Annotated in this window: 16 protein-coding genes; 12 read left to right on the top strand and 4 right to left on the bottom strand. The window is 72.3% G+C overall.

Annotation, left to right across the window (positions count from 1 at the left end):
* Positions 1 to 3: 3 nt before the first annotated feature.
* The 3 genes from murC to OG338_RS24940 all read right to left on the bottom strand — a co-directional run bounded on the left by murC (position 4) and on the right by OG338_RS24940 (position 2,873).
* Positions 4 to 1,401 (bottom strand): UDP-N-acetylmuramate--L-alanine ligase, encoded by a 1,398-nt coding sequence (murC, locus tag OG338_RS24950; RefSeq protein ID WP_405939449.1) that lies wholly within the window; start codon positions 1,399 to 1,401, stop codon positions 4 to 6.
* A 40-nt stretch (positions 1,402 to 1,441) separates the two neighbouring features.
* Entirely contained in the window at positions 1,442 to 1,894 is a 453-nt protein-coding gene (locus OG338_RS24945) for an indole-3-glycerol phosphate synthase (protein WP_405939448.1), read from the bottom strand.
* 214 nt (positions 1,895 to 2,108) lie between these two features.
* On the bottom strand, positions 2,109 to 2,873 hold the full coding sequence (locus OG338_RS24940; RefSeq protein ID WP_405939447.1) for a pyrimidine reductase family protein: 765 nt from the start codon (positions 2,871 to 2,873) through the stop codon (positions 2,109 to 2,111).
* 37 nt (positions 2,874 to 2,910) lie between these two features.
* On the opposite strand from OG338_RS24940, the gene zapE reads away from it, so the two are divergent.
* From zapE to OG338_RS24880, 12 genes are all read left to right on the top strand, one after another.
* The gene (gene zapE / locus OG338_RS24935) at positions 2,911 to 4,005 is read left to right on the top strand and encodes a cell division protein ZapE (protein ID WP_405939446.1); all 1,095 of its coding nucleotides are present in this window, start codon (positions 2,911 to 2,913) and stop codon (positions 4,003 to 4,005) included.
* A gap of 88 nt (positions 4,006 to 4,093) precedes the next feature.
* Positions 4,094 to 4,519 carry an OsmC family protein gene (locus tag OG338_RS24930; RefSeq protein ID WP_329029529.1) on the top strand — a complete coding sequence of 142 codons (426 nt, stop codon included), beginning with the start codon at positions 4,094 to 4,096 and terminating at the stop codon, positions 4,517 to 4,519.
* 190 nt (positions 4,520 to 4,709) lie between these two features.
* Complete coding sequence (locus OG338_RS24925) at positions 4,710 to 5,516, top strand: polyphosphate polymerase domain-containing protein (RefSeq protein WP_405939445.1); 807 nt, start codon at positions 4,710 to 4,712, stop codon at positions 5,514 to 5,516.
* Entirely contained in the window at positions 5,513 to 6,190 is a 678-nt protein-coding gene (locus OG338_RS24920) for a DUF4956 domain-containing protein (RefSeq protein WP_018100685.1), read from the top strand. Before OG338_RS24925 ends, OG338_RS24920 begins: the two co-directional genes overlap by 4 nt.
* Positions 6,187 to 7,845, top strand: coding sequence for a CotH kinase family protein (locus OG338_RS24915; RefSeq protein ID WP_405939444.1), 1,659 nt, complete (start codon positions 6,187 to 6,189; stop codon positions 7,843 to 7,845). Before OG338_RS24920 ends, OG338_RS24915 begins: the two co-directional genes overlap by 4 nt.
* A gap of 130 nt (positions 7,846 to 7,975) precedes the next feature.
* Positions 7,976 to 8,695: a response regulator transcription factor gene (locus tag OG338_RS24910; RefSeq protein WP_405939443.1), complete on the top strand. Its 720-nt coding sequence runs from the start codon at positions 7,976 to 7,978 to the stop codon at positions 8,693 to 8,695.
* Positions 8,692 to 10,209 carry a sensor histidine kinase gene (locus OG338_RS24905; RefSeq protein ID WP_405939442.1) on the top strand — a complete coding sequence of 506 codons (1,518 nt, stop codon included), beginning with the start codon at positions 8,692 to 8,694 and terminating at the stop codon, positions 10,207 to 10,209. The genes OG338_RS24910 and OG338_RS24905 overlap by 4 nt, the downstream gene beginning before the upstream one ends.
* 94 nt (positions 10,210 to 10,303) lie before the next feature.
* On the top strand, positions 10,304 to 11,692 hold the full coding sequence (locus tag OG338_RS24900; RefSeq protein WP_405939441.1) for an alkaline phosphatase PhoX: 1,389 nt from the start codon (positions 10,304 to 10,306) through the stop codon (positions 11,690 to 11,692).
* Between the two features lie 11 nt (positions 11,693 to 11,703).
* Positions 11,704 to 11,916, top strand: coding sequence for a hypothetical protein (locus OG338_RS24895; RefSeq protein WP_405939440.1), 213 nt, complete (start codon positions 11,704 to 11,706; stop codon positions 11,914 to 11,916).
* Positions 11,917 to 12,001: 85 nt separating this feature from the next.
* Positions 12,002 to 12,193: a hypothetical protein gene (locus tag OG338_RS24890; protein WP_405939439.1), complete on the top strand. Its 192-nt coding sequence runs from the start codon at positions 12,002 to 12,004 to the stop codon at positions 12,191 to 12,193.
* A 24-nt stretch (positions 12,194 to 12,217) separates the two neighbouring features.
* On the top strand, positions 12,218 to 12,946 hold the full coding sequence (locus OG338_RS24885; protein WP_405939438.1) for a DUF6177 family protein: 729 nt from the start codon (positions 12,218 to 12,220) through the stop codon (positions 12,944 to 12,946).
* Positions 12,947 to 12,965: 19 nt separating this feature from the next.
* Positions 12,966 to 13,751, top strand: a complete 786-nt coding sequence (locus OG338_RS24880; RefSeq protein ID WP_405940526.1) for a polysaccharide deacetylase family protein — start codon at positions 12,966 to 12,968, stop codon at positions 13,749 to 13,751.
* A 6-nt stretch (positions 13,752 to 13,757) separates the two neighbouring features.
* Here OG338_RS24880 and OG338_RS24875 read toward each other — a convergent pair whose 3' ends face one another.
* Positions 13,758 to 13,946, bottom strand: coding sequence for a hypothetical protein (locus OG338_RS24875; protein ID WP_405939437.1), 189 nt, complete (start codon positions 13,944 to 13,946; stop codon positions 13,758 to 13,760).
* Between the last annotated feature and the right edge of the window lie 78 nt (positions 13,947 to 14,024).

The following is a 14,024-nucleotide window of genomic DNA, read 5'->3' as shown; positions in this document are numbered from 1 at the left end:
CCTTCAGCTCGACAGGTGGTCCAGGATGCGCGGGCCGAGGTCGGTGACGTCCCCCGCTCCCATGGTGAGAACGAGGTCGCCGGGCTTCGCCATTCCCGCGATGGCCTCGGGCACCCGGTCCTTGTCGTGGACGGCGGTGACGTCGGCGCCGGCGGCGGTGGCCGCGTCGATGATCAGGGCGCTGGTGACGCCGGGGACCGGGTCCTCGCGGGCCGGGTAGATGTCCAGGACCAGGGAGGCGTCGGCGAGGGCGAGGGCCTGGCCCATCTCCGTACCGAGCTCCTGGGTGCGGGAGAACAGGTGCGGCTGGAAGACGACGAGGAGGCGGGCGTCGGTGGCGGCGCCGCGCATGGCCTCCAGGTCGGCGGTCATCTCGGTGGGGTGGTGCGCGTAGCTGTCGATGACCTGGACGCCGGCCGCCTCGCCCTTGAGCTGGAGGCGGCGCTTGACCCCGGTGTACTTGCCGAGGGCCGAGGCGAGGTTGTGGGCGGGGATACCGAGGGCGATGCCGGCGGCGAGGGCGGCGACCGCGTTGAGCGCGTAGTGGCGGCCGGGCACGGACACCGTGAAGGTGAGGAACTTCCCGCCGAGGATCACCGTGACCTCGCTGGTCAGGCCGCGCGGGGTGATCTTGTGGACGCGCACATCGGCGGTGCCGGACTCGCCGTAGGTGACGACGGTGAGCGCGGGCAGCGCCGCACGGACCCGGCGGGTCAGCTCGACGGCGCCGGACTGGTCGGCGGAGACGACGAGCGTGCCCCCGGGGACGATCTTCCCGGCGAAGGTCTCGAAGGACTCGTAGATCTCGTCCATCGACGCGTAGTTCGCGTGGTGGTCCAGCTCGACGTTGAGGACGATCGCGACGTCGGGGTCGTACTTCTGGAAGCTGCGGTCGCTCTCGTCGGCCTCGGCGACGAAGAGGTCGCCCTCGCCGTGCGTGGCGTTGGTGCCGGGGCCCGCCAGGTCGCCGCCGATGGCGTACGAGGGGTCGAGGTCCAGCTCGCTCAGGGCGACGGCCAGCATCGAGGTGGTGGTGGTCTTGCCGTGGGTGCCGGCGACCGCGATGGAGCGCAGCCCGCCCATCAGCGAGGCCAGGGCGTCGGAGCGGTGCACGACGGGGATGGACAGCTCCCCGGCGCACACCAGCTCCGGATTGTCGGCGCGGATGGCGCTGGAGACGACGACGCAGCTGGCGTCGTCGGCCAGGTGCCCGGCGGCGTGCCCGATGTGGACGGTCGCCCCCAGCGCGCGCAGCGCCTCGGCGGTCGGGGACTCCTTGGCGTCGCTGCCCGCGACCTTCGCGCCGCGCTGGGCGAGGATCTTGGCGATGCCCGACATTCCGGCGCCGCCGATGCCGATGAAGTGCGGTCGTTCCATGGCGGCGGGGATGCCGGGTGCCATACGTGTCTCTCCCAGGTGCGTACGGGTAGGGGCTCCCAGCCTATTCGCTGTGCGCGAAGAGCTTGAGCACCGGGACGCCGACCTTGTGCCGGGCCCGGGACGCCCAGTCGCGGTGGAAGAACTCCTCGACGTAGTGGGGCGCGGTCAGCACGATGACCTCGTCGGCCTCGGACTCCTCGACCACCGAGGTGAGCTTGTCCAGGGGGTGACTCTCGATCACCTGTCCGACGGCTTCGCAGCCCGCCTGGCGCAGGGCCTCCAGGGAGACCTGGAGGGCGAGCGAGGCCGACTCCCTGGCGCTGCGGCCCTCGGGCTCCTCGCTCTCGCGGGCCGCTTCCTTCAGTTCGCCCATCGCCAGGTCGTCGATGGCCCGCAGCAGGACGTCCGCCTGGTCGCCGCGCGGCTGCATGAGGACGACGAAGGAGATGCGCTCCTCCCCGTGCAGGGTGGTGACGAATTCGATGTCCCCGGAGGTGAGGGCCTTCTCGATCATCAAAACGCTGGTGAACACCACAGAGCCCTTCTCTTCAGCGACCGTCGCGGGCCGCTGCCGAAACCATCCTTCCCCGCGCTCGCACGGGGTCTGCGAGATCCATTCTGCCCACGGAACGCTAACCGGAACATGATATTCCGCTCATTGCCACCGCACGGGCGGTGCCATGGGCGGTAGGGGGAGAGCTCTGGGGCATACGGGGACGGCGGGGCCCTCAGGACCGGCGGTAACGGCTGAAGAGGAAGCCGTCCTCCTCCAGCAGCGAGGCCAGGGAGAATCGTTTCGGCACCTCAACGGCCGGCCCGCCCGCGATCCGCTGGGCGTCACCGGCCGTGAGCATCGGCGCGAGGGTCAGGCACAGCTCGTCCAGCACCCCCGCCGCCACGAACTGCCCGAGCAGCCGGGGCCCGCCCTCCGTCAGCAGCCGCCGGTGCCCCCGGCCGGCCAGCTCCCGCACCGCGCGGGCCGGGTCGACGCGCGAGCCCTCACCCGCGATCACCACCTCGGCGCCCGCCTTCCGGGCCGTCTCGATCCGGTCCGGGGGCGCGCCCGCCCCGGTCAGCACCAGCGTCGGGACCAGCGGCGAGACGAAGAGCGGCAGCGAGAAGTCCAGGTCCAGGCTGCCGCTGACCACGGCGACGGCCGGGGCCGGGGGCTGCCCGGCCGCCGCCCGCCGCGCCGCGAAGGCGTCCCGCGCCCTGGCCGGGCGGTAACCCTCCTGGCGTACGGTCTGGGCGCCCGCGATCACCACGTCGGCCAGGCCGCGCAGGGTGCCGAAGATCCGCATGTCGCTCTCGCAGGAGATCGGCTGCGAGCGGCCGTCGTGCTGGGCGGCCCCGTCCAGGGTGGACACCATGTTGGCGCGCAGCCAGGGTCCGTCCGCCGCCGGGTAGGCGTAGGCGTCGGCGAGGCGGTCCAGGCTCCAGTCGCCGGAGGTGTCGGCCGCTGTCAGGTCGGTCACAGGGAACAGGCGTCGCATGTCCGGCAGTCTGGCACGGGTCGTAAGCTTGACGGTTGTGTCGTCCTCCCACGCCGTGCCGGGGTCCAGCCCCATAGCCGAAACGGCCCCGCTGTCCCTGTGCGCCCGCGAGCCGCACGTCCCCGCCGACCGTCTGGTCGCCGAGATGGTGCCGCCACCGCGCTTCGACTCGGTGCGTTTCGATACGTACGTACCCGACCCGAACCAGCCGAGCCAGACCGAGGCGGTCCGGGTGCTCAGCGACTTCGCCGCCGGGCTGGGCGGGGCGCATGCTTCGGGGTCCGGGAAGCGCAAGTGGTTCGGCCGGAAGGCGGAAGCCAAGCCGTCCGGCCCGCGCGGGGTCTACCTCGACGGCGGGTACGGGGTCGGCAAGACCCATCTGCTCGCCTCGCTCTGGCACGCCACCCCGGCCGCGCCCTCGCTGAAGGCTTTCGGCACCTTCGTGGAGCTGACGAACCTGGTGGGCGCGCTGGGCTTCCAGCAGACCGTACGCACGCTGAGCGGGCACCGGCTGCTGTGCATCGACGAATTCGAGCTGGACGACCCGGGCGACACCGTGCTGGTGTCCTCGCTGCTCAGCCGGCTGGTCGAGGAGGGCGTCGCGCTGGCCGCGACCTCCAACACGCTGCCCGGCAAGCTCGGCGAGGGCCGGTTCGCCGCCGCCGATTTCCTGCGCGAGATCCAGGGCCTGTCCGCGCACTTCCGCCCGCTGCGCATCGACGGCGAGGACTACCGCCACCGCGGACTGCCCGAGGCCCCGCCGCCGTTCTCGGACGAGCAGGTCACCAAGGCCGCGTACGCCACGCCGGGCGCCAGCCTGGACGACTTCCCGGCGCTCCTCGACCACCTGGCCCGCGTCCACCCGAGCCGGTACGGGGCGCTGACGGACGGGCTGAAGGCGGTGTGCCTGACCGAGGTGCGGCCGGTGCCCGACCAGTCGACCGCGCTGCGGCTCGTGGTGCTCGCGGACCGGCTGTACGACCGGGAGGTGCCGGTCCTCGCGGCCGGGCTGCCCTTCGACCGGCTGTTCAGCGACGAGATGCTGAACGGCGGGTACCGGAAGAAGTATTTCCGGGCGATCTCCCGGCTCACCGCACTGGCGCGTGACGCGAAGGGGCTGGTGGCGCAGTAGGTTCGGGGGCGTAAGGACGTACCACCGGCGGCGCACGACGCAGTGCCCGCCGTGTCCGTACCACCGCGCACCGTTCGAAGGGACCAGCATGGCTACCACGCGTACCGCCCACACGGAATGGGAAGGCAACCTCCTTGAGGGGAAGGGGGTCGTCACCCTCGACTCGTCCGGGATCGGCGAGTACCCGGTCTCCTGGCCGTCCCGCGCGGAGGAGGCGAACGGAAAGACCAGCCCGGAGGAGCTGATCGCCGCGGCCCACTCCAGCTGCTTCTCGATGGCGCTGTCGCACGGTCTGAGCGGCGCCGGCACCCCGCCGGCCCGGCTGGAGACCAAGGCCGACGTCACCTTCCAGCCGGGCACCGGCATCACCGGCATCCACCTCACCGTGGTGGGCACCGTGCCGGGTCTGGACGAGGCCGGCTTCGTCAAGGCGGCCGAGGACGCCAAGGCCAACTGCCCGGTCAGCCAGGCGCTTTCGGGCACCACGATCACGCTGAGCGCGTCGCTCGCCTGATCATCGCTCTCCCACTGTGTCCCCGGGCCGTCCGCCCGGGGACACAGCCGTTTGCGCACCCGCCGTGTTCACCTTCCGGCCATCTTTAATCCTCCTGCAATACACCCGGGTTTCTCATCGCTTCCTCATCCGTCGTTGGTTGCGTATCGCGGGCCGGCCGGTCCGGCACGGACGACGAAGGAGGCGCACGGTGTCGCAACCCGACACGGCCACGGACGACCCCCCACCGCTGCATGTGGCGAGCAGGCTGCACGCCTTCAACAGATACGAGCTGAAGTACCTGGTCCCGGTCGAGCGGGCCGCCGAACTGCGTGACGAGCTCGGCGAGCGGATGGACCGCGACCTGAACAGCCCGGTCGGCGGGTACGGGGTGTGGAGCCTGTACTACGACTCCCCCGAGCTGCGGTTCTACTGGGAGAAGATCGAGGGCCTGAAGTTCCGCCGCAAGCTGCGCATCAGGCACTACGGCGACCCGGCCGGCGTCACGGACGAGTCCCCGGTCTGCGTGGAGATCAAACAGCGCGTCAACCGGGTCACCCAGAAGCGCCGCATCACCCTCCCGTATGCGACGGCCCGTCAACTCTGCGACGCACGCGAGCTGGTGGAGCACTCCCCCAACGAGCGCGCGTTCGTCCACGAGGTGCTCGACCTGGTCGTACGGCTGAATCTGCGGCCCACCGCGATGACCGGCTACCAGCGCGAGGCACTGGTCGGGCGCGCCGCCGACACCGGGCTCCGGGTCACCTTCGACCGGCGCATCCGGGGCCGCGACCGCGACTTCCACTTCGGGCAGGCGAATCCGGAGAACCGGTTCACCGTGCCGCCGCACATGTCGGTGATGGAGATCAAGGTCAACGAGCGGACCCCGCACTGGATCACCGACCTCGCGGCCCGCCGCGACCTGAGCCTCATCCGGGTCTCCAAGTACGTCCAGTCCATCGAGGCGTTCGGGCTGGCACCCCGGTCCGCCTTCCATCTCGAAGCGGGAACACAGTGAATTTCGATCTTCAGGAACTCAGCGGGACGTTCAGCGTCGCCGACGTCGTCGTGGCGATGGCCCTGTCCTTCGTCCTGAGCACGGTCATCGGTTACGTCTACCGGTACACCCACCGGAACGTGTCGTACAGCCAGTCCTACGTCCAGACCCTGGTCATCGTCGGCATGATCGTCGCCCTGATCATGCTCGTCGTCGGGTCCAACCTGGCCCGGGCGTTCTCCCTGGTCGGCGCGTTGTCCGTGGTCCGCTTCCGGAACGCGGTCAAGGAGACCCGGGACGTCGGGTTCATCTTCCTGGCCATGGCGATCGGCATGGCCTGCGGTGCCCGCTTCTACACGCTGGCCGCGGTCGGCGCGGTCGTGATCTGCGCGGTCGTCGTCATCATGCACAAGTTCGACTGGTTCGCGCTGAACGTGCAGCGCCAGGTCGTCAAGGTCCAGGTCCCGGCGGGCGAGGACTACACCCCCGGCATCCGTGACGTGCTGATCAAGTACACGACCGAATTCGAGCTGGTCTCCACGGAGACGATCCGGGGCGGGGCGCTGAACGAGGTCTTCTACACGGTCCGGATGAAGAAGGGCACCGAGCCCAGCGACCTGGTCACCGCACTCCAGGAACGCACCTCCGGCCAGCGCGTGACGGTCCTGACCGGTTACGACACCACCGACCTGTGAGCCCCGTCGACGGCACGCCCCGCGGGCGACGGCTGCGCGACCGCGTGCCCGTACGCCTGCGGCACCACTGGAAACCCGCCGGGGCGCTGTGCGCGGGGCTCGCCGTGATGCTGTACGCGTTCGGCGACGCGCGGGTCTCCCCGTACGTCACCTCCGCCTCGCGGGTGGAAGCCGACACGATCACGGACGATGTGCGGGGCACGGTCGGGCTGTATGACACGTCCGTGAAGCACTCCATACGGCTGGAGTACAAGCAGACCGACTTCGACAAGATGATGAAGGAGTTCAAGAAGGACGGCACGAAGGACTCCATCCCGGCCGACCTCACGATCGACGGGGTCTTCCTGAGCGACGTCGGCATCCGCCTCAAGGGCAACTCGACCCTGATGTCCCTGCGGGGCAACCGGGGCGGTGCTCCGGGCGGCGCGGAAGGCGGAATGCCGGGCGGCGGGATGCCGGGCGGCATGCCGTCGGGCGGTACGGGGCAGCGCGGCGGTGAGGGCGGTGAGGCCGCCGGTGGTGGTCAGGCCCCGGGGGGTGCGGGCGGGGGGCGCGGTGGTGGGATGACGCAGTACAACCTGTCCGCCGACAAGCCCGAGGAGCTGCCCTGGCTCGTCAAGATCGACGAGTACGTGGAGGGCCGCGCCTACCAGGGCGAGCGGGAGATCTCGCTGCGCCCGGGCAGCAACGCTCAGGTGCCCCTCAACGAGGCGCTGGCGCTCGCGCTGATCGACGGCACCGGGGAGCCGGCCGAGCGGTACGGCCTCACCACGCTGAAGGTCAACGACCGGCCGACCGCCGTACGGCTCATGGTCGAGAACCCCGACACCGAGTACGCCGAGGCGGTCGACGGCGAGTCCGTGGTCTACAAGGCCAGGGCGGGCGGCACGTTCGACTACCAGGGCGACGACCCGTCGAAGTACGAGACGTCGTTCCGGCAGCTCAACAAGGTCGGCAGCCAGGATCTCGAACCGGTGATGAAGCTGACCAGGTGGGTGGAGGAGTCCTCCGACGAGGAGTTCGCCGCCGGCCTCGGCAAGCACGTCGACGTCGACTCGTTCGCCCACTACGTCGCCACGCAGAACCTGCTGATGAACTTCGACGACATGGCGGGCCCGGGCAAGAACTACCTCCTCGGGTACGACCTGAACAGCAAGAAGTTCTCGGTGCTCGGCTGGGACTACAACCTCACCTTCAGCGGGGACGCGACGGCGGGTCCTGACGACCGGATGAGCATGGGCGGCGGCCGCCCCGGCGGAGGCCGGGGAGGCGGTCCGGGCGACGGCGACCAGCCGGAAGGCATGCCCGAGGGCTTCCCCGGCGCACCGGACGGCGGTGACGGCGACGACGACGCGGCCGGTGGCCGGCGCGGCGGCGGCATGATGTCCGGGCACGCCCTGAAGGAACGGTTCCTGGAGCTCGACGCCTTCGACGCGGTCTACCGGAAGGCGTACCAGGACCTGTACGAGAAGTTCTTCGCCTCCGGCAAGGCCACGAAGACCCTGGACGACCTCACGGAGCAGGCGACCCGGGCCGGTGTCCCCGCGAAGGACGTCAAGAGCGCGGTCGGCACCCTGCGCACCACGGTCACCCAGCGCACGGCGGCCCTGGCGAAGGACCCGTCCGTCTCGAAGAGCAAGGAGGTGACCGGCTGACCTCCGGCGCGCCCCGGACCCCCGCCGGGGCGCGCCCCGTTCCTGTGAACGCGCACAAGTTCCGCCCGTAGCATCGCGCCGCACGGCGCCACCCGGGCCGTGTCCGCAACGCCGCGAGGTGATCCTTCCCATGGGCGACCGGTCAGCCCGGCACACCGTCCTGGTCGTCGAGGACGACCCCGGTATCCGTACGCTGCTCACCTCCGCCCTGACCGCGGCCGGTCACAGCGTCGCCTCGGCGGCGAACGGGCGGGACGCGCTGGACGAGGTGGAACGCCGCCGGCCGGACCTGGTCGTGCTGGACGTGCTGCTGCCGGACACGGACGGCTTCGCCGTGACCCGGGCGCTGCGGTCCCGGGGCGACTACACCCCGGTGCTGTTCCTGACCGCGCGCACGGACATCGAGGACCGCATCATCGGGCTCAGCTCGGGCGGCGACGACTACGTCACCAAGCCGTTCCACATCCAGGAGATCCTGCTGCGCATCCGGGCGATCCTGCGCCGCACCGGTGGCGCGCCCCGCCCGCCGGCCGAGCAGCCGCCGCTGCGGTACGCGGACCTGAGCGTCGACCGCGACCGGCACACCGTGCACCGGGGCGGGGAGCCGGTGCGGCTGTCCCCCACCGAGTTCCGGTTGCTGGTCTGCCTGGTGTCGCGGGCCGAGAAGGTGCTGGAGAAGCAGGACATCCTGCTGGACGTGTGGAGCTACGGCTTCGCCGGGGACACCCGCATCGTGGACACGTACATCAAGAACCTGCGCCGCAAGATCGACCGCGCGGACCGCCCGCTGATCCACACCGTGCGCGGGGTGGGCTACTGTCTGCGGCTGCCCCGCGAGGACGCGCCGTGAGGTTCCTGCCGCGCCGGCCGCGCTCGGTGCGGACCCGGCTGGTGCTGATCTCGACCGTGCTGGCCACCGTGGCCGTGCTGGTCTCGCAGGCGGCGGGGCTCGGGGTGATGCGGTCGTGGCTGACCGGCCAGATCGATCACCGGCTCGTCCAGTTCCGCCCACCGCCGCCGGCCGCGTACGGGAGACCGCCGCACGGCCCCGTGCCCGAGGACGCCCTGCCCTCCGACTTCCGGGTCTTCTTCTACGGCTCCGACGGGCGGCTCAGGCCCGGCTCGCTCGGCAGCGGCAGCGGCCGTCCCCGGCTGCCCGGCACCGTCTCCGGCCTCGCCCTGGAGCGCGGCCGCCCCGCCACCGTGCCGGACGCGGACGGCGGTTCGGCCTGGCGGGTGGTCGCCGACACGGGTCCGGACGGGCGGCGCGTCGTCGTCGCGCTGCCGCTGGGCACGGTGGAGGGGGCCACGTCGAAGCTGCTGTGGTTCAGCCTCGCGATCGGGGTCGCCACCGCGGCCGGGGTCGGGCTGCTCGGGAGCGCCGCCGTGCGCCTGGGGCTGCGCCCGCTGGCCCGGATGGAGCGGACCGCCCTGCGGATCACCGGCGGCGAGTCGGCCCTGACGGTCACGGACACCGACCCGCGCACGGAGACCGGGCGGCTCGGGCTCGCGTTCAACACGATGCTCGGCCAGGTCCGGGCCGCGCTGCACCGCAAGGACGCCTCCGAACAGCGGCTGCGCCGTTTCATGGCGGACGCGGGCCACGAGCTGCGCACCCCGCTGACCTCGGTCCAGGGGTTCGCCGAACTTCTCGTGGAGCAGCCCCGGCTGCCCGCCGCCCGCCGGCGCGAGGCCCATGTGCTGATCGCCCGGAACGCGGAGCGGATGAGCCGGCTCGTGGACGACCTCTTCCTGCTGGCCAAGCTGGGGTACGCCCCCGTGGCGCATCGCGAGACCGTGGACCTGCTGTCGCTCGCGGCTGACGGGGTCGGCGCGGCCGTCGTCGCGCATCCGGGCCGCGACGTACGGCTGGCACCGCTGGGCGGGGACGGGCGGGACGGGGCCGGGTCCGCGCTGGACGTGGTGGAGGCGCTGGGCGACGCCCATCAGCTGTCCCAGGTCATCGGCAATCTGCTGGCCAACGCGTGTGTGCACACCCCGCCCGGGGCGCGCGTCGAGGTCCGGGTCGGCGCGGTGCGCACCGGTCCGGACACCGGCGGGACCGACCGGCCCGGCCGCTCCGCCGCGTCGGCGGCGCTGGCGGCCGGGGTGGAGGCGTGTGTGGTGGAGGTCGCGGACGACGGGCCGGGGCTGCCGGGCGACGCGGCGCGGCAGGTCTTCGAGCGGTTCTACCGGGCGCCGCCGGCGGACCGGGAGGGCGCCGAACCCGGGTCCGGGCTCGGCCTGTCGATCGCGGCCACCATCGCCGAGGCGCACGGCGGGCGGCTCGAACTCGACACCCGGCCGGGCGACGGGGCGACGTTCCGGCTGCTGCTGCCCCGGAGCGTCGGCGCGGGTCCGTGATACGCGGCGTGACAACGTTCACCGACGGCCCCGAACGGGCAGGTCCGCTCGTGACGATGCCGTGCCGCCTGTTTCCCCACACAGGGAGTTGCCCATGTCAGTCGCACCCCGTCCCGGCGCACCCCGTCCCGCCGCGTCCCGGCGCAACGTTCTGGCGACGGGTGCCGCCGCCGTCTCGATCGCCTTCACGGGGGCGTTCACCGATCTCTTCGCGGGCAGCTCGGCCGCGCGCGGTCACGAGGGTTACGGTCCGCTCGTGCCGGACCCGGACGGCCTGCTCGACCTGCCGGCGGGCTTCCGTTACCGGGTGCTGTCCCGGGAGGGCGACCGGCTCCGCTCCGGCGAGGGGCGGGTGCCGAGCCACTGCGACGGCATGGCCGCGTTCGCCGGCCGGGGCGGGCACGTACGGCTGGTCCGCAACCACGAGAACCGGGTGGACGCCGCGATTCCCGTACCGGTGGTCGAGGGGCTGACGTACGACCCGATGGGCAGGGGCGGCTGTACGGCTCTGGAGCTCGACGGCCGGAACCGGGTGCTGTCCGAGCGGGTCGCCATCGCCGGTACGGCGGTGAACTGCGCGGGCGGGCGCACCCCGTGGGGCACCTGGCTGACCTGCGAGGAGACCGAGGACAGGGCCGGTACCAACGGCTACACCAAGGATCACGGCTACGTCTTCGAGGTGGACGGCGCCGATCCGCGCCGCACCGGCGCGGTGCCGCTGACCGCGCTGGGCCGCTTCCAGCACGAGGCCGTCGCGATCGATCCGCGCGACGGGACGGTGTACGAGACGGAGGATGCGTTCGAGCGGCCGTTCGGGCTGTTCTACCGCTTCCTGCCGGAGAAGCCGCTGGGCGGTACGGGTTCGCTGCGGGCGGGCGGCCGGCTGGAGGCCATGCGGGTGCCGGGGGTGCCGGACCTCTCGGCCGTGCGGGAGACCGGGACGGTGTTCGAGGGCGTCGAGTGGGTACCCGTACCGGATCCGCAGGCGGCCGAAACCCCCATCCGCTTCCAGGACTTCGGCCCGAAGGGCATCACGCACGGCCAGAAGCTGGAGGGCTGCTACTGGGGCGGCTCGTCCGTCTACTTCGTCTCCAGCTTCGCGCACCGCGCGGAGGGCTCGGCGGCGGACCACTACGGGCAGGTCTGGCGCTACGACCCGCAGCGGCGCCGGCTCACCCTGGTCGTCGCCTTCGGCCCCGGCACCGACCTCCAACTCCCCGGAGAGTCCCCCGACAACATCACCCTGGCCCCCGACGGCGGCCTGATGGTCTGTGAGGACGGCGGCGGTGCCCAGCATGTGTTCGGCCTGACCCGGCGGGGCGAGGTGTACCCGATGGCGCGCGGCCGGCAGAACATCGGGACGCCCGAGGAGCCGGAGTGGGGCGAGTTCGCGGGTGTCACGTTCGCACCGGACCACGGGACGATGTACGTGAACGTCTACACACCAGGCACCACGTTCGCGGTCACGGGCCCGTGGCGCTGACGGACCGATAGGTGCGGCGGCACACCCCGCCACCTCTTTGGGACATCGACCCCGACGGCGTTCGTCGGGTCCTGAAGCTGAAGACGACCGCCTCGGACATCCGGGCCACGGGCAAGGACGTCCACACGGCCTTCCAGGCGCTCGACCCGGTCTATGACGCCCCGGAGCAGGAGGAGTTGCTCGACTCCACCCTTCCCCACAACACCCGAAGGACCCCCGCATGACCCAGGACGTCGTCGCACTCACCCGGCGGATGCCTGACTCGCTCAGTGTGCTGGCCGGGTTGCTCGCCGGTGGCCCGGGCTGCGGGTGGGGAGCGCCGGGGCGGAGGCCGCACCGGAAGGGGACGGGCCCCGGTGGTGGGTCGAGGCGCGGGCCGCCGCCGGGGTGGACCGGGCCGATGAGCTGGCCGGGGCCTTCGCCGCGCGGCTGACGATGCTGCTCACCGACGAGGCGGCCGTGGTCCTCCAGGACCGCCCGGTCGTCCCCATGACGAGCTGACTGACGGAGGCGCTGCGGGCCACCGTGGAAAGCGAACGGTCGCTCCAAATCGTCACCCCGCCCCGCTGCACACTCTTCCCCGACGCGTTCGCACCGGACCGGCGCGAGGACGGGCAGACCCCGGTCGCGGAGGCGTTCACCGAGGCCGGGCCAACCGGCGACCGGCAGCTCGTCGTGTCGCTCCGGACCGTGCACCGCCCCACCGCCGGCCTGGTGCTCGGCGGCGCCCCGGAAGCCGCCTGGGAGGCGCTGACCGGCGCACCCCCGGCGGGCTGGGGCACCTCGGAGCCGGCCGGGCTCATATGGTCGCGGCGGCGGCTGACCGACCTGGCGTACGAGCGCGTGCCCCGGCCGGCCTGGCTGGTGGCCGTGGGCGGCCCGGACCGCCCCGACGAGCGGCCGCCCCTGGACGCGCCGGCGGGGCTCGCCGACGAGCTGGTGACCCGGCACGGGCTGCGGACCATGCTCTGCCGGCTGGGCGAGGGCCGCCGCGACCTGAACGCCCCGCCCCGCTTCGAACGGCCCCCGCTCCCGTACGCCTTCGTGCTCGGCTCCGCCGAGGTGACCGAGGTGGGCCCCGGCGGCAGGCCGGGCTACTACTACCCGCTCGGCGACGGCGAGACCGCCGAGAGCTGGGCGGCCCTCGAACAGCTGATGCGCCATCTGCGTGGGGCGCCGCCGGTCCAGCGCGCCAGCCCGGCACACCGTCCGGCCGATCGGTTACCTTCCGGAAGTGATCGGATTTGCGCATAAAGCAGCCGTTTTGGGTGTGCTGAGCGCGGTACTCGTCGGCTGCGGCCGGGCCGAGCCCCGTACAACCGCCGAACGGCCGCCCGCCTCCCCGAAGCCGGCCGCCGAGCCCCCCGTCATGGCCCCCGGCCCCGGCGGGCTGACCCCCGTCTTCAAGCGCGGGCCGCAGCGCGCCGCGAAGGTCGTCGCGCTGAGCTTCGACGCCGACATGACGGCCGACGAGGGACCGCGCGCGGCGGCCGGTGAGCACTTCGACAACCCGGAACTGATCGCCCTGCTGCGCCGCCTGAAGGTGCCCGCGACGGTGTTCATGACCGGGCGCTGGGCCGAGGAGTATCCGGACCAGGCGCGCTCCATCGGCACCGATCCCCTCTTCGAGATCGGCAACCACTCCTACAGCCACTACGCGTTCACCACGCCCTGCTACGGGCTGCCGACGGTCGAGAAGGGCGCGGTGCGCAAGGAGGTCCAGCGGGCGTTCGGGGCGATCCGGGCGACCGGCGCCCGCAATGTGGTGCCGTACTTCCGCTTCCCCGGCGGCTGTTACGACGACGCCACGCTGCGCGCCCTCGGGCCGGAGAAGGTGACCGCCGTGCAGTGGGACGTCGTCAGCGGCGACGCCTTCGCGACGGACGCGGACGCCGTCGCCGAGCAGGTTCTGGACGGGGTGCGGTCCGGTTCGCTCGTCGTCATGCACTGCACCCGCAGCGCGGCACCGGTGACCGCCGAGGCGGTCGCCCAGGTCGTGCCGGAGCTGCGGAAGCGCGGTTACCGCTTCGTCAGGGTGTCCGAGCTGATGGCGGGCTGAAGCACCTCAGCCGGAGCAGGCCGTGCGCTGGGCCTCCTGCCACTCGCACACCGGGCACAGCGTGATCCCCTTGACCGACTCCGCGTATTCGGTCGGCTTCCGGCACAGCACGCACTCGGCGTACGGCGGCCCCTCGGCCCGCTCCGGCGACTCGGCGGGCGACGTCTCGCAGTAGGGCCCTGATTCCTCAGTCATACGTACGAGCCTACTCAGCCCCGTACGGAAGCGAGCCGGCGGACGAGCGCGAACGCGGCGGCCGGGAACGGCTCGGGA

Origin of the sequence: Streptomyces sp. NBC_00726 (genome assembly GCF_045161735.1) — a bacterium.
Lineage (GTDB): Bacteria > Actinomycetota > Actinomycetes > Streptomycetales > Streptomycetaceae > Streptomyces.
The sequence above is the reverse complement of the archived record's forward strand: the minus strand, read 5'-3'. Positions and strand labels throughout refer to the sequence as shown.